Annotated in this window: 24 protein-coding genes, 1 rRNA gene and 2 other annotated features; all 25 genes read right to left on the bottom strand. The window is 35.1% G+C overall.

From position 1 onward, the window contains the following. Window positions 1-94 precede the first annotated feature (94 nt). Window positions 95-694, bottom strand: a complete 600-nt coding sequence (locus ACX6U0_RS20215; RefSeq protein ID WP_464961653.1) for a class I SAM-dependent methyltransferase — start codon at window positions 692-694, stop codon at window positions 95-97. 106 nt (window positions 695-800) lie between these two features. Then, on the bottom strand, window positions 801-1163 hold the full coding sequence (rplL, locus tag ACX6U0_RS20210) for a 50S ribosomal protein L7/L12 (protein WP_088003775.1): 363 nt from the start codon (window positions 1161-1163) through the stop codon (window positions 801-803). 55 nt (window positions 1164-1218) lie between these two features. After that, on the bottom strand, window positions 1219-1719 hold the full coding sequence (gene rplJ, locus ACX6U0_RS20205; RefSeq protein ID WP_464961652.1) for a 50S ribosomal protein L10: 501 nt from the start codon (window positions 1717-1719) through the stop codon (window positions 1219-1221). 44 nt (window positions 1720-1763) lie between these two features. Then, window positions 1764-1899 (bottom strand) — a sequence feature (ribosomal protein L10 leader region). A 54-nt stretch (window positions 1900-1953) separates the two neighbouring features. Further along, a complete protein-coding gene (gene rplA / locus ACX6U0_RS20200; RefSeq protein ID WP_088003769.1) occupies window positions 1954-2643 on the bottom strand; it encodes a 50S ribosomal protein L1 in 690 nt (229 codons plus the stop codon). A 115-nt stretch (window positions 2644-2758) separates the two neighbouring features. Continuing rightward, window positions 2759-3184 carry a 50S ribosomal protein L11 gene (rplK, locus tag ACX6U0_RS20195; RefSeq protein ID WP_142283142.1) on the bottom strand — a complete coding sequence of 142 codons (426 nt, stop codon included), beginning with the start codon at window positions 3182-3184 and terminating at the stop codon, window positions 2759-2761. Between the two features lie 166 nt (window positions 3185-3350). Beyond that, the gene (gene nusG / locus ACX6U0_RS20190) at window positions 3351-3884 is read right to left on the bottom strand and encodes a transcription termination/antitermination protein NusG (RefSeq protein ID WP_088003763.1); all 534 of its coding nucleotides are present in this window, start codon (window positions 3882-3884) and stop codon (window positions 3351-3353) included. A 112-nt stretch (window positions 3885-3996) separates the two neighbouring features. Further along, a complete protein-coding gene (secE, locus tag ACX6U0_RS20185; RefSeq protein WP_464961651.1) occupies window positions 3997-4179 on the bottom strand; it encodes a preprotein translocase subunit SecE in 183 nt (60 codons plus the stop codon). A gap of 139 nt (window positions 4180-4318) precedes the next feature. Further along, complete coding sequence (gene rpmG, locus ACX6U0_RS20180) at window positions 4319-4465, bottom strand: 50S ribosomal protein L33 (RefSeq protein ID WP_464961650.1); 147 nt, start codon at window positions 4463-4465, stop codon at window positions 4319-4321. Between the two features lie 87 nt (window positions 4466-4552). Beyond that, window positions 4553-5203: an RNA polymerase sporulation sigma factor SigH gene (gene sigH / locus ACX6U0_RS20175; protein WP_464961649.1), complete on the bottom strand. Its 651-nt coding sequence runs from the start codon at window positions 5201-5203 to the stop codon at window positions 4553-4555. Window positions 5204-5267: 64 nt separating this feature from the next. Beyond that, on the bottom strand, window positions 5268-5747 hold the full coding sequence (locus tag ACX6U0_RS20170; protein ID WP_464961680.1) for an NYN domain-containing protein: 480 nt from the start codon (window positions 5745-5747) through the stop codon (window positions 5268-5270). Window positions 5748-5781: 34 nt separating this feature from the next. After that, on the bottom strand, window positions 5782-6525 hold the full coding sequence (rlmB, locus tag ACX6U0_RS20165) for a 23S rRNA (guanosine(2251)-2'-O)-methyltransferase RlmB (RefSeq protein ID WP_464961648.1): 744 nt from the start codon (window positions 6523-6525) through the stop codon (window positions 5782-5784). A 1-nt stretch (window position 6526) separates the two neighbouring features. Then, window positions 6527-6943, bottom strand: a complete 417-nt coding sequence (locus ACX6U0_RS20160) for a Mini-ribonuclease 3 (protein WP_464961647.1) — start codon at window positions 6941-6943, stop codon at window positions 6527-6529. 4 nt (window positions 6944-6947) lie between these two features. Next, on the bottom strand, window positions 6948-8348 hold the full coding sequence (gene cysS, locus ACX6U0_RS20155; RefSeq protein WP_464961646.1) for a cysteine--tRNA ligase: 1401 nt from the start codon (window positions 8346-8348) through the stop codon (window positions 6948-6950). Window positions 8349-8352: 4 nt separating this feature from the next. Then, on the bottom strand, window positions 8353-8991 hold the full coding sequence (gene cysE, locus ACX6U0_RS20150; protein WP_464961645.1) for a serine O-acetyltransferase: 639 nt from the start codon (window positions 8989-8991) through the stop codon (window positions 8353-8355). A gap of 94 nt (window positions 8992-9085) precedes the next feature. Then, window positions 9086-9310 (bottom strand) — a binding site (T-box leader). Window positions 9311-9352: 42 nt separating this feature from the next. Continuing rightward, window positions 9353-10813 (bottom strand): glutamate--tRNA ligase, encoded by a 1461-nt coding sequence (gene gltX / locus ACX6U0_RS20145; RefSeq protein WP_464961644.1) that lies wholly within the window; start codon window positions 10811-10813, stop codon window positions 9353-9355. 42 nt (window positions 10814-10855) lie between these two features. Beyond that, a complete protein-coding gene (gene ispF, locus ACX6U0_RS20140; protein WP_464961643.1) occupies window positions 10856-11335 on the bottom strand; it encodes a 2-C-methyl-D-erythritol 2,4-cyclodiphosphate synthase in 480 nt (159 codons plus the stop codon). Window positions 11336-11346: 11 nt separating this feature from the next. Beyond that, on the bottom strand, window positions 11347-12033 hold the full coding sequence (ispD, locus tag ACX6U0_RS20135; protein WP_464961642.1) for a 2-C-methyl-D-erythritol 4-phosphate cytidylyltransferase: 687 nt from the start codon (window positions 12031-12033) through the stop codon (window positions 11347-11349). A gap of 25 nt (window positions 12034-12058) precedes the next feature. Then, a complete protein-coding gene (locus ACX6U0_RS20130; protein ID WP_088003731.1) occupies window positions 12059-13126 on the bottom strand; it encodes a PIN/TRAM domain-containing protein in 1068 nt (355 codons plus the stop codon). A gap of 80 nt (window positions 13127-13206) precedes the next feature. Further along, window positions 13207-14280 carry a DNA integrity scanning diadenylate cyclase DisA gene (gene disA / locus ACX6U0_RS20125; protein ID WP_464961641.1) on the bottom strand — a complete coding sequence of 358 codons (1074 nt, stop codon included), beginning with the start codon at window positions 14278-14280 and terminating at the stop codon, window positions 13207-13209. Between the two features lie 10 nt (window positions 14281-14290). Beyond that, the gene (radA, locus tag ACX6U0_RS20120; RefSeq protein WP_464961640.1) at window positions 14291-15664 is read right to left on the bottom strand and encodes a DNA repair protein RadA; all 1374 of its coding nucleotides are present in this window, start codon (window positions 15662-15664) and stop codon (window positions 14291-14293) included. 175 nt (window positions 15665-15839) lie between these two features. Then, window positions 15840-18281, bottom strand: coding sequence for an ATP-dependent protease ATP-binding subunit ClpC (clpC, locus tag ACX6U0_RS20115; protein ID WP_464961639.1), 2442 nt, complete (start codon window positions 18279-18281; stop codon window positions 15840-15842). A 20-nt stretch (window positions 18282-18301) separates the two neighbouring features. Next, window positions 18302-19366, bottom strand: a complete 1065-nt coding sequence (locus ACX6U0_RS20110; RefSeq protein ID WP_464961638.1) for a protein arginine kinase — start codon at window positions 19364-19366, stop codon at window positions 18302-18304. Window positions 19367-19371: 5 nt separating this feature from the next. Beyond that, a complete protein-coding gene (locus tag ACX6U0_RS20105) occupies window positions 19372-19920 on the bottom strand; it encodes a UvrB/UvrC motif-containing protein (protein WP_464961637.1) in 549 nt (182 codons plus the stop codon). Window positions 19921-19940: 20 nt separating this feature from the next. After that, window positions 19941-20402: a CtsR family transcriptional regulator gene (locus tag ACX6U0_RS20100; RefSeq protein ID WP_464961636.1), complete on the bottom strand. Its 462-nt coding sequence runs from the start codon at window positions 20400-20402 to the stop codon at window positions 19941-19943. 305 nt (window positions 20403-20707) lie between these two features. After that, window positions 20708-20793: ribosomal RNA gene (gene rrf / locus ACX6U0_RS20095) — 5S ribosomal RNA — on the bottom strand; the annotation flags it as partial.

Raw genomic sequence — 20793 nt, 5'->3', positions numbered from 1 at the left:
AAAGAATATAGAAATATACCCACTTCCAAAAAATGATTTTTGAAAATAAATATATATTGGCATTTAATAATACTATCACAAGCGAAATTTAGAGTCAATCTTTTTTACTTTTTATGATATAATACCCTTTTTCCTTTTTTACAACATCCACTTCATCAAACAACTCTTTTAGTAATTCCAAAGCCGAAGGAGCTCCTTGTTTCTTTTGAATTACGACCCAAAGCTCACCACCAGGAAGTAGTTTTTCATGAGCTTCTTTTAAAATTGTGTGCACTACAGATTTGCCAGCTCGTATAGGTGGATTTGTTAAAATCGCGGCATATTCTCCAGTTACATTTTCATAGATACTACTTTCATAGATTTTCACATTTTCTATGTTATTTACCTTCGCATTCTCTTTCGCTAATTCAATCGCTCTTAAATTCACATCGACCATTTCCACCAAACGATTCGGATCAACTTTAGCAATCGATAAACCAATGGGACCATATCCACAGCCCACATCTAAAATCGTTCCTTCAATTCCTGGAAAAGTAAATGTCTCTATTAATACTCGCGAACCAAAATCAACTTCGTTTCTTGAAAATACTCCGGCATCCGATTGAAACTTTAATGCATTTCCTCTTAAAGTAAAAGAAAATACCTTCTTATCGTTTTTGCTATTCGGTTGGTTCGTAAAATAGTGATCAGCCATATAAATCCTTCTTCCATCTTTGATACTGATTAGTCTTCCCAATCGCAACTCTATATGTACAAAAAAAGCTCGCATAAATGCGAGCTTTTGTAAAAACGATTAGAAATTACTTAACTTCTACAGAAGCGCCAACTTCTTCAAGTTTAGCTTTCATTTCTTCAGCTTCTTCTTTGCTGATTCCTTCTTTAACTGCTTTAGGAGTGTTGTCAACTAATTCTTTAGCTTCTTTTAATCCTAATCCAGTTAATTCACGAACTACTTTGATTACTTTAATTTTTTGGTCGCCAGCGCCAGCTAATACTACGTCAAATTCAGTTTGCTCAGCAGCAGCTTCAGCACCGCCACCAGCCATCATAGCCATAGGAGCAGCAGCAGTTACGCCAAACTCTTCTTCGATAGCTTTTACTAAGTCATTTAATTCTAATACAGTCATGTTTTTAACTGCTTCAATGATTTGTTCTTTAGTCATTGTTATTTCCTCCTTATATATACCTTCAATAATAATTTTTTATGCAATTTTGGCATTAAGCGCCTTGTTCTTCTTTTTGTTCTGCAACTGCTTTAGTTGCAAGAGCGAAGTTGCGGATTGGTGCTTGTAGCACGCTAAGCAACATAGAAAGTAAACCTTCGCGAGATGGAAGTTCAGCAAGAGCTTTCACTTCTTCAACTGTCGCAACGTTTCCTTCGATTACACCAGCTTTAATTTCTAAAGCTTCGTGTTTTTTAGCGAAGTCGTTGATTACTTTAGCAGGAGCAATTACATCCTCCGTACTAAACGCGATTGCGTTTGGACCAGTTAATGCTTCGTTTAAACCAGCTAAGCCAGCTTCTTCAGCAGCACGACGAGTTAAAGTGTTTTTGTAAACTTTGAACTCAACACCAGCTTCACGTAATTGCTTACGTAATTCAGTTACTTCAGCAACGTTTAAACCACGGTAATCAACAACGATTGTTGATTTGCTTTCACGTAATTTAGCAGCTACTTCAGATACAACTTGTTTTTTTGCTTCTAATACTGCGCTCATTTATTACACCTCCTGTGGATTTTAGTGTGTATACCGCAAAAGTGTAACTCATAACAAAACCTCCACGAATTTTTCAAAAAAAGACATGGAGGCTGTATATGCACGAATTTATCAGTTATACACCTCGGCAGGATATTAAGCTTACGCACCTACTGTCTACGGTAGTCTATTTAATTAGCAAGACAATCTCCATTATAGAGAGTTCTTGTCGAATTGTCAACTTTGTTTTTTATCTTAGAAACTAGCAGGATCTACTTTGATACCAGGGCCCATAGTTGAAGTGATTGCTACGTTCTTCATGTATGTTCCTTTAGCAGCTGCAGGTTTAACCTTAACCATAGTTTCGAAGATTGTTGTAAAGTTTTCTACTAACTTTTCGTTTTCGAAAGATACTTTACCGATTGGTACGTGAATGTTACCAGCTTTATCAACACGGTATTCAACTTTACCAGCTTTGATTTCGTTAACAGCTTTCGTTACATCAAATGTAACAGTTCCTGTTTTAGGGTTTGGCATTAAACCTTTAGGTCCTAATACACGTCCTAATTTACCAACTTCAGCCATCATGTCTGGAGTTGCTACTACTACATCAAAGTCGAACCAACCTTTTTGGATTTTAGCGATCATTTCAGCATCGCCTACGAAATCAGCACCAGCAGCTTCAGCTTCTTTAGCTTTTTCACCTTTAGCGAATACTAATACACGTTGTACTTTACCAGTACCGTGTGGAAGAACTACTGCACCACGAATTTGTTGGTCAGCTTTCTTTGGATCTACTCCTAAACGGAATGCTACTTCAACAGTTGCGTCGAAGTTAACAGTTGTAGTTTTCTTTACTAGTTCTACAGCTTCGTTTACAGCGTAAACAGCTGTACGATCTACTAATTTAATAGCTTCTTGGTACTTTTTACCTTTGTTAGCCATGTTCTTTTCCTCCTAATGTGGTTTTAACGGATTTTCCTCCCACGAATAAAGGTTGCGATAGTACACCAAAAGCGATGTTCGCAACCTCCTCAATCACACCTTATTGAAGATGGGATTAGTCTTCAATAACGATACCCATACTACGTGCAGTACCTTCAACCATACGCATAGCAGCTTCAACTGAAGCAGCGTTTAAATCAGGCATTTTAGTTTCAGCAATCTCACGTACTTTATCGCGTTTTACTGTTGCTACTTTTTTACGATTTGGTTCACCAGAACCAGACTCGATACCAGCCGCTACTTTAAGAAGTACAGCAGCAGGAGGAGTTTTCGTAATAAACGTAAACGAACGATCTTCGAATACTGTGATTTCAACAGGAATAATTAAACCAGCTTGGTCAGCTGTACGAGCGTTGAACTCTTTACAGAATCCCATGATGTTAACACCTGCTTGTCCTAATGCAGGACCAACTGGTGGTGCTGGGTTTGCTTTTCCTGCAGGAATTTGCAATTTTACCATTTTAATTACTTTTTTAGCCACGAGACACACCTCCTTAAGTCCGTGATGTGGTAATAGGGATTCACCCTCCCACTCATATCGTTTGCATTCTCATGCATATTCTTATACAGAAGTTAATATCATCTAATCGATGCATATTGACCTTTAAAAGTCTAACACTTTCAAAATAAAAAAGCAAGGTCTAGTATTATAATTTTTCTACAAGATGTAAATCTAGTTCTACAGGCGTTTCTTTATTAAAGAACTCTACTAGTACTGTAACTTTTTTCTTTTCAAAATCAATTTCTTTTATTGAACCAGTGTAATTCGCAAATGGTCCTTCTTTTAAACGAACAACTTCATTCACTTCTAAATCGAAATCAATTACTTGCTCATCAAGACCCATATGCTTAAGAATATGTGTGATCTCTTCTTCTAATAAAGGAGTTGGTTTTGAACCTGAACCCGCTGATCCAACAAACCCTGTTACACCTGGTGTATTTCGTACAACATACCATGAATCATCCGTCATAACGATTTCAACTAAAACGTAACCAGGAAACACTTTACGTTTTGTAACTTTTTCTTTACCGTTCTTCATTTCAACTTCTGATTCTTCAGGAACGATCACTCGGAAAATCTTATCTTGCATTCCCATTGTTTCTACACGCTTTTCTAGATTAGCTTTTACCTTATTCTCATATCCTGAATAAGTATGAACAACATACCAACTTTTTTCCATTTTAGAGGACTAAGTCCTTCCCTCCCCGGTCAACTTTCTTTGCAAATTAAAAAACCCGTTACCGGGCTTTTCTTTAAACATTATCATTCATTATAGCACATTTAGTTTTAACTTATTCAAGAATAAGTCGGATTAACTCAGAAATTCCTGTGTCAAGCACCGCAAAGAAAAATACAAAGACAACAACTGTAGCTACAACTGTCACCGTTGAATTAACTAATTCTTTTCTTTTAGGCCAAGAAACTTTCTTCATTTCGCTTTTTACATCGCGAAAAAATTTACCGATACGACCCATTGACGCAACCCCCAATATATACTTGTTTAGAGAAATGCGTAAACGTCCCGCTTGTCCGTACAAATAGAGCGTCGTTACATGCTATATACAGAAAAGCTATGATTCTAATATTGATCAAGGACACCCGCAATTATTTCATTTATTTTGTTTCTTTATGTGTAGTATGTTCATTACACGTTTTACAAAACTTCTTCATCTCCAAACGTTCTACAGAAGCAGAATTTTTCATTGTGGAGTAGTTTCTATTATTGCAAGTAGTGCACGACAGGACAACCTTTTTTCTCATGGTGACACCAACCTAATTCATCTATAATTATCCATTAAAAATGTAACATGTGTCCCCTAAACTGTCAAACCGTATTAAAGAAAACCTCTATACAGATAGTTCTCTAATTTCCATATATCTTTCTAATTTCCTTTTTACACGTTGTAGTGCATTGTCAATCGACTTTACATGCCTGTTTAATTCCTCGGAAATTTCTTGATAAGAACGTCCATCTAAGTAAAGTGATAATACTTTTCTTTCTAAATCGCTTAATAATTCTGACATTTTTAATTCTATGTCCACATTTTCTTCTTGATTTATAACAAGTTCTTCTGGATCCATATTTTTAGATTCAGTCAGTACATCTAATAAAGTACGATCTGACTCTTCATCGTATATAGGCTTGTCCAACGATACATATGAATTTAATGGTATATGCTTTTGTCTAGTTGCTGTTTTGATCGCTGTAATAATTTGTCTTGTAATGCATAATTCTGCAAACGCCTTAAAGGACGAAAGCTTGTCTTCTTTATAGTCACGAATTGCTTTATACAGGCCAATCATACCCTCTTGAATAATGTCTTCACGGTCTGCACCAATTAGAAAATAAGATCTAGATTTAGCTTTAACAAAATTACGGTATTTTTGAATTAAAAATGTAAGTGCTTCTTGGTCTCCTCCTCGGACATATTCTAAAATTACCTCATCATCCAAAGGACCATATTCTACCATTAGTTTTAATTCCTGTTCAACGTTCAAAATTAGCACCTCCGACCGTACAATTTACCTCATTATACAGTACAAAGAAAAAGGAAACAATAAGTCATCGTTCCCCTCTTCGCCATTTTTCTAAAATTTCTGTTTGTTTTGAATTTAATTTTTTGCCTATTGTCAGCCTTTGATCAGGTATTTCTTTAATTTTGCTACTGATCATTTTTTTATTTTGTGTAACTGAACGATATAACTCCATTGCCGGAATCCGAAGCGCACCTTGCCCAAAAATTTGCCATTGCTCTGTAAAATCCGATGTTGCAACATAGATTTGATGATTTACATGACGGAGCTCGATTGCTAGCTTTTCAATTTTTTCATCAGCAGACTGATTTTTACGTGTAAAAATGACATCTACTTTCGAATGCTTATCTACTTTTTCAATTCCGTTTACAAAATGAGCATCAAATACGACAATGACGCTCATTCCAGTAGAAGCTTTATACTCAGCAAGTAATGTAATCAGTAAGTCTCGAGATTTATCAAAGTCTACATCTCGAAGCTTTCTTAGATTTGGCCAAGCTCCAATCATGTTGTATCCATCTACTATCAGGATTTCTTTCTTTTTATGATCCAAGAGGATTTCTCTTGCGGTGTACTTCATACATTAACAAACTTGCAGCAACAGATGCGTTTAACGAAGTAACTTTACCAACCATTGGCAGTTTAATTAGAAAGTCACATTTTTCTTTTAAAATTCTGCTCATACCTTTTCCTTCACTACCGATAATTAAACCAAGTGAGATTTCGCCGTCCATTTTACGATAATCCTCAGCACCTTTTGCATCCGTACCGAAAATCCAAACGCCTCTTTGTTTTAAATCATCTACAGTTCTTGCAAGGTTTGTAACTCTTGCAACAGGGATATATTCAATTGCTCCCGTAGAAGATTTTGCTACTGCTGAAGTTAATCCAACCGCTCTTCTTTTTGGAATGATAATACCATGTGCACCAACAGCATCTGCAGTTCTCATAATAGACCCTAAATTATGTGGATCTTCAATTTCATCAAGTATGATGAAGAATGGTTGTTCATTTCGACTACTTGCAACCTCGAATAAGTCTTCAACCTCTACATATTCATAAGCAGCAACTTGGGCAATTACACCTTGGTGATTTCCTTGAACCATACCGTCTAATTTTTTATTAGGCGCTTTTTGAACTAACACTTTGTTTTCATTCGCTAATTCTAAAAGTTTATGAATTTGTCCTTTATTTGCGCTATCACTTACCCATATTTTATTAATATCTCGACCTGAACGTATCGCTTCCATAACAGGGTTACGTCCAATAATAAATTCCTCTGACATGTTATACTCCTTTTTCATTCTCAATAAACTGAATTGCAAATTGTACAATACTATTGAGTCTATCTTCATTTTTTAGTAAGTAATGATATCCAATCAACGCTTCAATTGCTGTAGCATATCGATATGTTTGAACATCTGTATTTTTAGGGACCGTGCCCGACTTGGCATTTCTTCCTCTTTTTACAACAGCAATTTCTTCTTCAGACAGAAAGTCAGAAGATAGCATTTCTCTGATTACTTTAGCTTGTCCTTTTGCAGAAACAAAACTAGTTGCTGCTTTATGCAACTGATGAGGTCGAACCGTTCCTTTTACAAGGAGGTGATGACGTACATAAATTTCGTATACAGCATCACCTATATATGCAAGAGCTAAACTATTTAATTGTTTTACATCTAAATTTTGACTACTTTCAATCATCAAGTTATCCTCTTTTCCAGCGAATACCTTGTGGAGTGTCTTCAATGATAATATTTAAGTCTTTTAATTGATCACGAATTTGATCAGCTAATGCAAAATCACGATTTTTTCTTGCTTCAGTACGTTTTTGAATTAGCGCCTCAATCTCTTCATCTAACATTGCTTCTTCTTTCACTAGATTGATACCAAGAACACTAGATAATTCATCAAAAGTCTGAAGGAATTGATTCAACACTTTCGTTGAAGTGTGTGCTTCCAATAAATATTGATTCGCTGATTTTGCTAGTTGATATAACACTGAAATTGCATTTGCAGTATTAAAGTCATCATCCATTACTTTGATAAAGACTTGCTTCTCGTCTTTAATTTCTTTTAACCATTTCTCGTCTTCTTCAGTTAAATTCGTGCTACTTTCAAGTCTGTGTTTCAGATTTTGATAAGCTGTTTTAATACGTTCGAACCCATTTTTAGCTTCTTGAAGAAGGTCTTCGCTATAGTTAATTGGATGACGGTAATGTACAGATAACATAAAGAATCTTAACAGCATCGGATCAATTAATTTGATGATGTCATGTACTAAAACAAAGTTTCCAAGTGATTTTGACATTTTTTCATTATCAATATTAATATAGCCATTATGCATCCAGTAATTTGAAAAAGTTTTTCCGCTCAATGCTTCAGATTGAGCAATTTCGTTTTCATGATGTGGGAATGATAAATCTTGACCACCTGCATGAATATCAATTGTTTCACCTAAATATTTTTTTGCCATTGCGGAGCACTCGATGTGCCAGCCAGGTCTACCATTACCCCAAGGGCTTTCCCAATAAATTTCTCCTGGTTTAGCTGCTTTCCATAAAGCAAAGTCAAGCGGATCTTCTTTCTTTTCACCAATCTCAATTCTTTCACCGATACGAAGGTCTTCAATCGATTGATGAGAAAGCTTACCGTATCCATTAAATTCTTTTGTTTTGAAATACACATCGCCCTCTGACTCATATGCGTATCCTTTTTTAATTAATTCCTCAACAAAATCAATAATAATATCCATGTTTTCCATTACTCGTGGATGATTAGTAGCTGTTTTGCAGCCTAGTGCTTGAACGTCTTCAAAATATGCACTTATAAATTTGTCAGCGATTGTTGGTACATCTGAACCTAGTTCATTTGCTGCTTTAATTAATTTATCATCTACATCAGTAAAGTTTGATACAAAATTCACGTCATATCCACGGTATTCGAAGTAACGTCGTACTGTGTCAAAAACAATTGCTGGTCTCGCATTTCCGATATGAATATAATTGTATACTGTTGGCCCACACACATACATTTTTACTTTTCCTTCTTCTAAAGGTTTAAAGTCTTCTTTTTTCCTCGTTAATGTATTATAAATTTGAATCGCCATATTTTTACTTCCTTTCAGTTATGCTCAATAAACTTTTCAATTCTTGAATCTCTGCTTCTAATTGAAGCAATCTATCTGCATCAGGATCTGGTAAATCACAGTGATCAAACTGATTATTCACTCTAATTCCATCTTGAACAACTATCTTTCCAGGTATACCAACTACAGTCGTATTATTTGGAACATCTTTTAGTACAACTGAATTTGCACCTATCTTTGCATTCTCTCCGACTGTAATCGATCCCAATACCTTTGCCCCTGTAGCAACAAGTACTCCGTTTAATAAGGTCGGGTGTCTTTTACCTTTTTCTTTCCCCGTTCCACCTAATGTTACTCCTTGATAAATAGTGACATCATCGCCAATTTCACAAGTTTCTCCAATAACAACTCCTGCCCCATGATCGATAAAGAAGCGTCTACCGATTTTCGCACCTGGATGAATTTCAATGCCTGTTAGAAAGCGAGCAAATTGTGAAATACTTCTTGCAATAAAGTACCATTTTCTACGATAGAAATAATGTGCAAATCGATAAAGCCATAATGCATGTAAACCAGCATACGTTAGAATTACTTCTAAATATCCAGTTGCAGCTGGGTCACGTTCAAATATCGTCGCTACATCTTCCTTCATGTACTTTAGCATTTTCATTTCCCCTTAAAGAATTTATTAAGAACTCCGTTTCTCTCTATTTTAATATGGTACTAAAAAAATAAAAAAGCGCCCCTGTGTACTTAAACACAGAGACGCTTGTTTTGCGCGGTTCCACTCTGTTTAGATAATTAGTAAAAATCATCTCAACTCATGTAATATAACGGTTTCCACCGCTTTAACCTACTAAAATAATCGTTCGGCTAAAGACTCAAGGGCGCACTTCCATGTATGTCGTTAAAATCACTCACACCACTTGTGATTCTCTCTGGATAACGAACAATCATTTACTCTTCCCTATCAACATTTTTCCTATATGAATGTTATTTATATATATTACACGAATGCAAAATTGTTAACCAATAATTTGTTGTAAACGAGCAATAACTTTTTCTTTTCCTAATAACGTCATTGCAGCTGGTAATTCAGGTCCGTGACATTGTCCAGTTGTCGCAACACGAATTGGCATAAATAACTTTTTACCTTTATGTCCTGTAGCTTTTTGAACATTTTTCATTGAAGTTTTAATAGAATCTACAGTAAACTCATCAGCAGAATTTAATTCTTCAACTAATGCAGCTAGAACTTCTTTTACTTGGTCTTCAGAAATAACAGCTTGTTCTTCTTCACCAAATGTTAACTCATCTTTAAAGAATAAGCTAGATAGTTCTACGATTTCAGCTCCAAAGCTCATTTGATCTTGGTAAAGTGCAACAAGATTCGTTACCCAAAGATTTTCATCTGCAGTACGCTCTTCTTTTACATAACCAGCTTCGATTAAATGAGGTAATGAAATTTCTACTACTTTCTCTAATGGCTGCTCTTTAATATAGCGATTGTTAATCCAAGTTAACTTTTGCTTATCAAACATTGCAGGTGCTGAACTTAAACGGCTAGGATCGAAAATTTTAATAAATTCTTCTTTATTAAAAATTTCTTCCTCACCAACTGGTGACCAACCAAGAAGCGCAATAAAGTTAAATAAAGCTTCTGGTAAATAACCAAGGTTTTGATATTGCTCAATAAATTGTAATACTGATTCATCACGTTTTGAAAGCTTTTTACGGTTTTCATTCACAATTACAGCCATGTGTCCAAATTCAGGTGCATCCCAATTTAGCGCTCGATAGACCATTAATTGTTTCGGTGTATTCGAAATATGCTCTTCTCCACGTAATACGTGACTAATTTTCATTAACGCGTCATCTACTACTACTGCATAGTTATACGTAGCAATTCCATTCTTTTTCACAAGAACCCAGTCACCGATATCTTTTGATTCGAACTTGATATTTCCACGAACAATATCTTCCCACTCATACGTATCAGATGCTGGTACTGCAAAACGAATCGTATATTCTGCACCTTCTGTTTCTTTTGCTGTTCTTTCTTCCGCTGTTAAATGACGACATTTACCACTATAACGTGTAGTTGGAAGTCCAGAAGCAATTTGAGCTTCACGTTCAGCTGCAAGTTCTTCTTCTGTACAATAACACTTATAAGCGTGACCTTTTTCAATTAACTCGTTAGCGTATTGCTTATATAAATCTAATCTTTCTAATTGACGGTAAGGACCATATTCTCCACCTTTATCTGGACCTTCATTCCAGTCGATTCCTAACCAGTGTAAAAATTTTGCTTGGCTTTCTTCGCCACCTTCAACGTTTCGTTCGATATCTGTATCCTCAATACGTAATACCATATCGCCATTAAAGTGTTTTGCAAATAAATAAACATATAATGCAGTACGCGCGTTACCAATATGTAAATGCCCCGTTGGACTAGGTGCATAACGAACTCTTACTCTATTTGACATTTATAGACACTCTCCACTGATTTATAATTATACTTTACTAGTTTAAGCCTTCTTCTGTAACAATACAACCGCTTGTGAAGCAATTCCTTCTTTTCTTCCAGTAAAACCTAACTTTTCAGTTGTCGTTGCTTTTACATTAATAAGATCCGAAGACGTTTCTAGTAATTCTGCAATTCTACTTCTCATTGATTGTATATATGGCGCCATTTTCGGTGCTTGTGCAATGATTGTACAATCAGCATTGACTAATTCATATCCTTTATCTTTTACAAGTTGATAAACGTGAATTAAAAGCTTAGCCGAATCAGCATCTTTAAAAGCTGGGTCTGTGTCTGGGAAATGTTTTCCAATGTCGCCTTCCCCTATCGCACCTAATAATGCATCTGAAATTGTATGTAGAAGCACATCAGCATCTGAATGTCCAAGTAAGCCAAGCTCATACGGAATTTCAATGCCACCGATAATTAATGGGCGATTTTCTGCAAAAGCATGAACATCAAACCCTTGTCCGATTCTAAACATGTATACACCTTCTAATTTTGATATTGTTCATAGATTGTTTCAGCAAAAAACAAATCCTCTTTTGTTGTAACTTTTATATTATTATAATCACCATTCACTACTGAAACAACTTGTCCATTCCATTCAACTAAACTTGCATCATCAGTCCCTAAAAAGCCATTTTGTATCGCTTTTTGATGAGCTTGTACCAAGTATTCATAAGTAAAAGCTTGGGGAGTTTGTACCCCCCAAAGTGTAGATCGATCAATTGTTTCAACCACTTTTTCATCAATTACTTTTTTAATCGTATCTTTCATAGGAACTGCACAAATAACTGCATGATGTTCATTCAGTCTTTTTAAAATTCGTTCAATCACATCTTTTGATACAAAAGGTCTTGCCCCGTCGTGTACAAGCACATACCCAGCTGCATCTTTAATAGATAGTAAACCATTATATACACTTTCTTGTCTTTCAGACCCACCTTGTACATAAGTGATTTTTTGTTTAATCGATTTAGATAGGTTTAATGTATCAAATAGATGTCTCTCAGCTTCTTTGATTGGTAAAATAATCTCATTACATCTTGGATCTTCACCAAATATTTTAATGGTTAGTTCGATAATAGGTGAATTCTTTATCTTTAGAAATAATTTGTTGAAGCCTGCGCCCATTCGAGAGCCTGAACCCGCTGCTGGGATAATGACTTTATATTGCATGCCTCTGTTACCCCTTTACTTTACCTTACTTTACTTTTGCGAAAATCATACGGCCTGCAGATGTTTGCAGTACACTTGTAACGATTGTATCTATACGTTTTCCGATTGATTCTTTTCCATCTTCTACAACTATCATCGTTCCATCATCCAGGTAAGCAACACCTTGCAGTTTTTCTTTACCTTCTTTTACGACAAATGCCGTTATTACTTCTCCAGGTAATACTACCGGTTTGATGGCATTTGCTAAATCATTTATATTCCAGACCTTAATTTGTTGTAATTCACTTACTTTGTTTAAATTAAAATCATTCGTAACTAGAATACCATTCTTTAGTTTTGCAAGTTTAACTAATTTTGCATCAACTTCAGGAACATCTTCAAAGTCACCTTCATAAATTTCTACGTTCATAGCAAGCTCTTTTTGAATTCGATTTAGTATATCTAAACCTCTTCTACCTCTGTTTCGTTTTAACGTGTCAGAAGAATCTGCTATGTACTGTAACTCAGCTAATACAAATTGCGGAATCACAATCGTACCTTCTATAAACCCAGTTTGACAAATGTCAGCGATACGCCCATCAATAATAACACTCGTATCTAAAATTTTAACCGGCGTTTCTACTGTATCCTGCTCATCAGTTGCTTTTCGCTTAGAAGCTTTTGATAAAGTAAATAAACCAAGTAATTCTTCTCTTTTCTTAATCCCAACTTGGAATCCTAAATAACCTAACAAAATCGTAACGACAATCTGAATAATTGATGATACATATTGTAATCTAATCGAGTCAATTGGCAATGAAATAAGAAATGCCAGAATAAGTCCAAAAACAAGTCCTAAACTACCAAACAAAATCATTGAAATAGGAGCCTTTAACAATTTCTCCTCTATATACCTAATAAACATTACTGTTGGATCTACTAACCAAAGCGATAAAATGAAAAAGATAACTGCCCCACTTAATGCTTGTACGTATGAATTAAGTAATATTGAAGGCATCTCTGTTTTTAACAACTTATCTAAGAGTGGAAACAATACTAAACATAATGTACTTCCCACAAAGATATAAATTACTTGTACTATCCTTTTTATCACTTCGCCACCTCCTATCAATAATATATAATTACAACTATGGTTATTTATATTGTAATTAACTCTATCTTAGACGAAACTACTCAATTATGTCTATTGATATACAATTGCTCTTGGATTCGTTTTAATCCTTCTTTGATTTTTTTAGCACGAATTTCACCTATTCCATCGACATCATCAAGTTCATCAAGTGAAGCTCTAAATATCCCTTTTAAATGTCTGAAGCGCTCTGTTAAATTCTCGATGACCAAAGGCGGTAGTCTAGAAATTTTCATTAACATCCTATAACCCCTCGGCTCAACCATTTCTTCTAAATTCGTATTATTAGGGAAGCCAAGCAGTTTAATAATAACGTGGTCCTCTAATAACTCTTCATTTGCTAACTCTTGTAGCTTTTGCAAAATATATTTAGGATTTTGCTCTTTATTATAATGATAATCTTTAATTAATAATAATGCCTCCTCCTCAAGGTCCGAAATGATTTCAATTAATTGTAATTCAATCAATCTACCTTCATCACCGAGTTCTATTACATAATTATTAATTTCATTTTTAATACGCAATACCATTTCAACACTATGTAATACATTGACAACTTCAAATAAAGTGACTAACTCCTCGAATTCTAAAATACTAAGAGAAGTAATCCCTTGATTCCAAACGCTTTTATATTTCTCAAGCGTTTGAATCGCTTGGTTTGCTTTTGTTAAAATAACCCCTATATCTTTTAAAGTATATCGTAGGTTCCCTTTGTACAAAGTAATGACATTTCTTCTTTGTGAGATTGCAATGACTAAATTCCCAGTTTGTCTAGATACACGCTCAGCAGTACGGTGACGCATACCAGTTTCTTTTGTATTAATAGATTGGTCGGGGATTAATTGTGCATTTGCCAAAAGAATTTTAGAGCCATTCTCATTTAAAATAATTGCACCATCCATTTTCGCTAACTCATACAAGCTTGCTGGAGAAAATGGATCATTAATATGAAAGCCGCCATCTACCATTTGTTTTGTTTCATCATTGAAGCCTAGGACAATTAAACCACCTGTCTGCGCTCTCAAAACATTGTCTATCCCATCACGTAATGGCGTGCCAGGTGAAATCATCTCTAGTACTGGCAGCATCGTTTTGGTCTTTTGCTTTTGATCTTCCATCTATACCCTCCTAACTCAACAAATGTTTTAAAGCCTCTTGAACTGAGTTTATCCCTATTATTTCCATTCCTTCAGGAAAACTCCACCCTCCAATATTTTTTGCAGGAATTATTGCTCGTTTAAACCCAAGTTTTGCAGCTTCCTGCACCCTTTGCTCGATTCTGGATACTCTTCGTACTTCACCGGTTAGACCAATTTCACCAATTACAACGTCTGTTGGTTTCGTAGGCTTGTCTTGAAAACTTGATGCAATACTAACGGCAACAGCTAAATCTACTGCAGGTTCATCTAACTTTAATCCTCCAGCAACCTTCAAATATGCGTCCTGATTTTGTAATAATAGACCGACTCTTTTTTCTAGAACAGCCATAATTAAAGACACACGGTTATGATCGACTCCCGTTGCCATTCTTCTTGCATTACCAAAACTAGTAGGTGATACAAGTGCTTGTAGCTCCACTAAAACAGGTCTTGTCCCTTCCATTGAAGATACGACTGTAGAACCGGCTACGCCAAATGGACGCTCCTCCAAGAAAATTTCAGAAGGATTTAACACTTCGACCAATCCTAATTCCTTCATTTCAAAAATGCCAGTTTCATTTGTTGAACCAAAGCGATTTTTTACCGCTCTTAGTATGCGATATGTATGATGTCTTTCACCTTCAAAGTATAAAACTGCGTCTACCATATGTTCTAATAAACGAGGACCTGCAATTGCGCCTTCCTTCGTAACATGACCTACTATGAATATAGGTATACCTTTTGTTTTAGCAATTTTCATTAATTCTGATGTACATTCCCTAACTTGTGAAACACTGCCAGGAGCTGAGGTTACTTCATTCAAATAAATTGTTTGAATGGAGTCTATTACAACAAAATCTGGTGCCATTTCATCCATAAATCTAGCAATGTAAGAAAGATCAGTCTCTGATAACACGAATAAGTTTTTTGTAGCAATTCCTAGACGCTCTGCTCTAAGCTTTATTTGTTTCTGTGATTCCTCTCCAGAAACGTATAAAACTTTATGATCCTTTTTTGCTAATTGTGAAGAAACCTGCAAAAGCATTGTCGACTTCCCGATACCAGGGTCTCCACCAATTAATACTAAAGAACCTAAAACAATTCCTCCACCTAATACACGATTAAATTCTTGAAAGGTCGTTTCAATACGCGTTTCAGACCCAATTTCAACTTCCATAATGGAGATTGGCTTAGAACCTTCAGTAGAAGAGCTTGTATTAAATGTTAATCTTCTAGAACTTGGCGGTTGTTCAATGAACTCAACCATTGTATTCCATTCATTACATGCTGGACACTTTCCTACCCATTTAACAGATTCATATCCGCAAGATTGACAGACAAATTTAGTTTTCTTTTTAGCCATATGTATTGTACCTCTCATGCAACATGATTACTTAATTTAGTATATGTATTCTAAGTCTATCCTACCTTTTTTATGATATAAGAAAAAGGGCTTAACGCCCTTTTTCAAAAATTAGTTAATTCAGCGTTTCCGTATACAATAATCCTATTTTAAAAGGCTAGGAAACACTTATTAATTATTGATTTACAATTTCAGCTGCTGATTTAATGACATATTCATTTTCTTGAACATCAAGAACAACTTTTTGTCCCTTTTCAACAGCACCTTTTAATAGCTCTTCTGATAGTCTATCTTCAATTTGCTTTTGGATTGCTCTTCTTAATGGACGAGCTCCATATTCAGGATCAAATCCTTCATCTGCAATTTTATCAATCGCTGCATCAGATAATTCTAATTCGATTTCTTGTTCTTTTAATCGTTTTGTTAAACTATTTACCATTAAATGAACAATCTCTTTAATATGTTTTTTCTCTAATGAATGGAACACAATTGTTTCATCAATACGGTTAAGGAACTCTGGTCGGAATGCTTTCTTTAATTCCTCCATTACTTTCCCTTTCATGTCTTGATAGTCTTTCGCTCCATCATTAATATTAAATCCAACATATTTATTTGTTTTTAATGCACTTGCTCCTACGTTAGAAGTCATGATCACTAGCGTATTCCTAAAGTCAACAGTTCGACCTTTAGAATCAGTTAATCTACCATCTTCTAATACTTGAAGTAAGATATTAAATACATCTGGATGAGCTTTTTCAATTTCGTCTAAAAGAATAACAGAATATGGTTTACGTCTAACTTTTTCAGTTAATTGTCCACCCTCATCATATCCAACATATCCTGGAGGTGCACCAACAAGTCTTGAAGTTGCGTGTTTCTCCATATACTCGGACATATCGATACGAATCATTGCATCCTCGTCACCAAAGATTGTTTCTGCTAGAGCTCGCGCTAATTCTGTTTTACCGACACCAGTTGGGCCTAAGAAGATAAATGAACCGATTGGACGTTTAGGATCCTTTAAGCCAGCTCTTGCACGTCTTACTGCTTTAGAAACAGCAACAACAGCTTCTTCTTGACCTATTACACGTTTGTGTAAAACACTTTCCATGTTTAACAGCTTATCAGCTTCAGTTTGTGCTAGCTTAGTAACTGGGATATTCGTCCATGAAGATACAACATTCGCAATATCCTCTATAGTCACCTCAGAATTTTCTTTACCTTGTTTTTCTTTCCACTGACGTTTTGTATCTTCTAATTGCTCACGTAATCTTTGCTCTGAATCTCTTAATGATGCTGCTTTTTCAAATTCTTGGCTTTGAACTGCGGCATCTTTTTCTTTACGCACTTCTTCTAATTTTACTTCTAATTCTTTTAAGTTTGGTGGCGTTGTAAAGCTACGTAAACGAACCTTTGAACCAGCTTCATCAATTACATCAATCGCTTTATCTGGTAAGAAACGATCTGTAATATAGCGGTCAGATAATTTTACTGCTTCAATAATCGCTTCATCAGAAATTGATACTCTATGATGCGCTTCATAACGGTCGCGTAACCCTTGTAAAATTTGAATTGACTCATCAACACTAGGCTGATCGACTGTAATTGGTTGGAAACGACGCTCTAGAGCTGCATCCTTTTCAATATATTTACGGTATTCATCAATTGTCGTAGCACCGATACATTGTAATTCTCCACGTGCAAGTGATGGTTTTAAGATATTAGATGCATCAATTGCACCTTCAGCACCACCAGCACCGATTAATGTATGAAGCTCATCAATGAATAAAATAATATTTCCTGCCTGACGAATTTCGTCCATTACCTTTTTCAAACGATCCTCGAATTCACCTCGATATTTAGTTCCAGCTACAACTGTCCCCATATCAAGCGTCATTACTCGTTTATCACGAAGGATTTCTGGTACTTCATTATTTACAATTTGTTGCGCTAACCCTTCAGCAATTGCTGTTTTACCAACACCTGGTTCACCAATTAGAACTGGGTTATTTTTCGTACGACGGCTTAATACTTCAATAACACGTTGAATCTCTTTGCTACGGCCAATAACCGGATCTAATCGACCTTCTCGAGCAGATACAGTTAAATCACGAGCTAAGCTATCTAACGTAGGTGTATTTGCTTGGTTAGCTGATCCATTTTGATGATTAGATGAGCTTTCATTGCTACCTAATAATTGAAGTACCTGTTGACGGGCTTTGTTTAAACTAACACCAAGATTATTTAATACTCTTGCTGCAACACCCTCACCTTCACGAATTAAACCTAGTAAGATATGTTCTGTCCCTACATATGAGTGACCTAGTTTTCGAGCTTCATCCATAGATAATTCAATTACTTTTTTAGCTCTAGGTGTATAATGTACAGTTTGTGCTACACCTTGACCACGACCTATTAATGTTTCTACTTCTTGCTGTACTTTTTCCGGACTAAGTCCAAGAGCAAGTAATGCTTTTGCTGCGATTCCTTCGCCTTCACGTACAAGCCCTAATAATATATGTTCTGTTCCTATATTTGAGTGTCCAATTCGGATTGCCTCTTCTTGAGAAAGAGCTAATACTTTTTGAGCACGTTCTGTAAATCGACCAAACATCATAATTGGTTCCTCCCATATAATTAGTTATTTTTACTAGATAGTTTTTCTCGAATTAATGATGCCCTTCTGATATCCCTTTCCTCAGGTGTAAGTTGATCACCAACATATTGTTGTAATATACCTGGTTGGGTTAGAATCATTAATTCATTCAAAAAGTTTTTAGATAGACCGGTTATTAAACCTAAATCGATACCTAATTGTACATCTGATAAACAAACAGCACTTTCTTTTGTTTCAATAATTCTACCGTATTTCAATATCCCTAAAGAACGATAGATTCTATCCTCTAGTCTGATTAATGAAGTTTTAACAAGTGCGTCTCTAGCTGACTTTTCATGTTTGATCAACTGTTGAACGATTGTAATCAAATCTTCAATAATCTCTTCTTCCGATTTCCCCAATGTGATTTGATTAGAAATCTGAAAGATATTACCTAAAGCTTCGCTACCTTCACCGTAAATTCCTCTTACAACTAATCCGAGTTGATTAATAGTTGGGATCAAACGATTGAATTGCTTTGTTATGACAAGTGCCGGTAAATGCATCATTACAGATGCTCTTAAACCAGTACCTACATTTGTTGGACAGCTTGTTAAATAACCAATCGTTTCATCAAAAGCGTATTCTAGTTGACTTTCAATATAATTATCTATATTATTCGCCTCTGTTAATGCTTCTCTAAGTTGTAACCCTGGGTATAAAGCTTGAATACGTAAATGATCTTCCTCATTAATCATTATGCTAATCTGTTCATTTTGCGAAAGAATACATGCACCATGTACAGATTCAACTAAATTTGGACTAATCAAATGCTTTTCAATCAGTACACGTTTTTCAACTGGTTCTAACTTATTAATTTCAATATATTCAAAAGGTGCATTTGGTAAAGCTGTACTTCCTTCAAAATAATGTTTTACTAAGTGACAAATTTCTTTTGCCTTGTCTTGGCTTAATAAAGTCGGATATAAATATGCGCTAAAATTTCTAGCAAGCCTTATCCGACTACTTAGTACAATGTCATTATCAGGACCTTCTTGCTTCATCCAAGGACTAATTGCTTCATTAATAATGCGATGAATTGACATAAAACTTACTCCCCCTCCTCTTGAAGGATTTGTAAATCTTTTTCGATTGTTCGAATTTCATCCCGTAATTTGATTGCTTGCTCGAATTCTTCTTTTTCAATAAAAGTCTTCATTTGCGTTTTAAGATCATTCAACTTCCTTTTTAATGAAATTGCTCCACTTATCTTCTGAGGCAATTTTCCTGTATGAGAAACATTTCCGCTATGAATCCTTTTAACAATTGGTTTCATCTGCTCTTTAAATGTTTCATAACAAGTTGAACAACCTAAACGTCCGATTTTAGTAAACTTTTGAAATGTCATCTTACATCTAGGACACTCAATTTGTTGATCTTTATGAAATGTATTTTTTTTCATTTCATAAATACCATTATTACCTTTAAATAATCCGGCTAACAAATCATTTACAGAATACCCACTTATTTCGGAAAAAATATATTTGTTGTTTGAATCATTTGCGCACTTCTCACATAAGTGAATATCTGTCTTTTCACCATTTATAATCTTAGAATAGTGTAATGTTGCCGGACGTTCTTGACATTCTTGACATATCATTTGGGGGCAACCTCCATATTCTATTTATATTTTAAACTTCTTAACATTGCTTTTAATAACCTGGCCCTTAATTCATCACGATAAGGTAAATTGACCATTAAAACAGAACGATCTAATACACTAAGCATCATTTTTGCTTCTCTTTCTGTAATAACATTTCTTTCAAGAAGTAAATGTATATAATCTTCTGAGCTTGATTGAGCGATACTAGTATTAAAACTATTCATAACCTGATCAATTACGCTAGCCTTGTCATGAAATTGTACTTTGATTATTCGGATGTAACCTCCACCACCACGTTTACTCTCAACTACATATCCTCTTTCTAACGTAAACCTTGTATTTATAACATAATTAATTTGTGATGGTACACAATCAAATTTATTAGCAATTTCACTTCTTTTTATTTCAACATAATCTTTGTCTGATACATCAAAGTACTGCATTAGATATTGTTCAATAATATCTGATATATTTTTCATTACTAACCACCCTTACTGACTTTGACTATCTTTGACTATTATTATATTCCTTTCAAGAAAAATTTCAACTAATAACTCTTTTATTATTTTTGCCAAAGTATGAAAGACTTAATCTGATTTGTATTATATAAATATATGTAAATGAATCTTTATTATGAAGTTATTTTTACTAAGGTTAAATTGAATGATGAAGTACTTTATTTATTACTACTAATTTTTTGAAATTCCTGCTGATCATATTTAAAAACAATGTTCTATCTTAACAAACACAAAAAAACATCAGCTTAATAGCTGATGTTTTAGTTACCAGGCGACGTTCTACTCTCACAGGGGGAAACCCCCAACTACCATCGACGCTGAAGAGCTTAACTGCCGTGTTCGGTATGGGAAC

The sequence above is a fragment of the Gottfriedia sp. ABJ_BB2_2 genome (genome assembly GCF_055484705.1).
Note: the sequence above shows the minus strand (reverse complement) of the source record. Positions and strands in the feature narration are given on the sequence as shown.

Coding starts and splice junctions, on each gene's coding strand:
- ACX6U0_RS20215 (WP_464961653.1), bottom strand. CDS start 694: ATGGCTGATCACTATTTTACGAACCAACCGAATAGCAAAAACGATAAG.
- rplL (WP_088003775.1), bottom strand. CDS start 1,163: ATGACTAAAGAACAAATCATTGAAGCAGTTAAAAACATGACTGTATTA.
- rplJ (WP_464961652.1), bottom strand. CDS start 1,719: ATGAGCGCAGTATTAGAAGCAAAAAAACAAGTTGTATCTGAAGTAGCT.
- rplA (WP_088003769.1), bottom strand. CDS start 2,643: ATGGCTAACAAAGGTAAAAAGTACCAAGAAGCTATTAAATTAGTAGAT.
- nusG (WP_088003763.1), bottom strand. CDS start 3,884: ATGGAAAAAAGTTGGTATGTTGTTCATACTTATTCAGGATATGAGAAT.
- secE (WP_464961651.1), bottom strand. CDS start 4,179: ATGGGTCGTATCGGTAAATTTTTTCGCGATGTAAAAAGCGAAATGAAG.
- rpmG (WP_464961650.1), bottom strand. CDS start 4,465: ATGAGAAAAAAGGTTGTCCTGTCGTGCACTACTTGCAATAATAGAAAC.
- ACX6U0_RS20170 (WP_464961680.1), bottom strand. CDS start 5,747: ATGATTGGAGCTTGGCCAAATCTAAGAAAGCTTCGAGATGTAGACTTT.
- rlmB (WP_464961648.1), bottom strand. CDS start 6,525: ATGTCAGAGGAATTTATTATTGGACGTAACCCTGTTATGGAAGCGATA.
- ACX6U0_RS20160 (WP_464961647.1), bottom strand. CDS start 6,943: ATGATTGAAAGTAGTCAAAATTTAGATGTAAAACAATTAAATAGTTTA.
- cysS (WP_464961646.1), bottom strand. CDS start 8,348: ATGGCGATTCAAATTTATAATACATTAACGAGGAAAAAAGAAGACTTT.
- cysE (WP_464961645.1), bottom strand. CDS start 8,991: ATGCTAAAGTACATGAAGGAAGATGTAGCGACGATATTTGAACGTGAC.
- gltX (WP_464961644.1), bottom strand. CDS start 10,813: ATGTCAAATAGAGTAAGAGTTCGTTATGCACCTAGTCCAACGGGGCAT.
- ispF (WP_464961643.1), bottom strand. CDS start 11,335: ATGTTTAGAATCGGACAAGGGTTTGATGTTCATGCTTTTGCAGAAAAT.
- ispD (WP_464961642.1), bottom strand. CDS start 12,033: ATGCAATATAAAGTCATTATCCCAGCAGCGGGTTCAGGCTCTCGAATG.
- disA (WP_464961641.1), bottom strand. CDS start 14,280: ATGGAAGATCAAAAGCAAAAGACCAAAACGATGCTGCCAGTACTAGAG.
- radA (WP_464961640.1), bottom strand. CDS start 15,664: ATGGCTAAAAAGAAAACTAAATTTGTCTGTCAATCTTGCGGATATGAA.
- clpC (WP_464961639.1), bottom strand. CDS start 18,281: ATGATGTTTGGTCGATTTACAGAACGTGCTCAAAAAGTATTAGCTCTT.
- ACX6U0_RS20110 (WP_464961638.1), bottom strand. CDS start 19,366: ATGTCAATTCATCGCATTATTAATGAAGCAATTAGTCCTTGGATGAAG.
- ACX6U0_RS20105 (WP_464961637.1), bottom strand. CDS start 19,920: ATGATATGTCAAGAATGTCAAGAACGTCCGGCAACATTACACTATTCT.
- ACX6U0_RS20100 (WP_464961636.1), bottom strand. CDS start 20,402: ATGAAAAATATATCAGATATTATTGAACAATATCTAATGCAGTACTTT.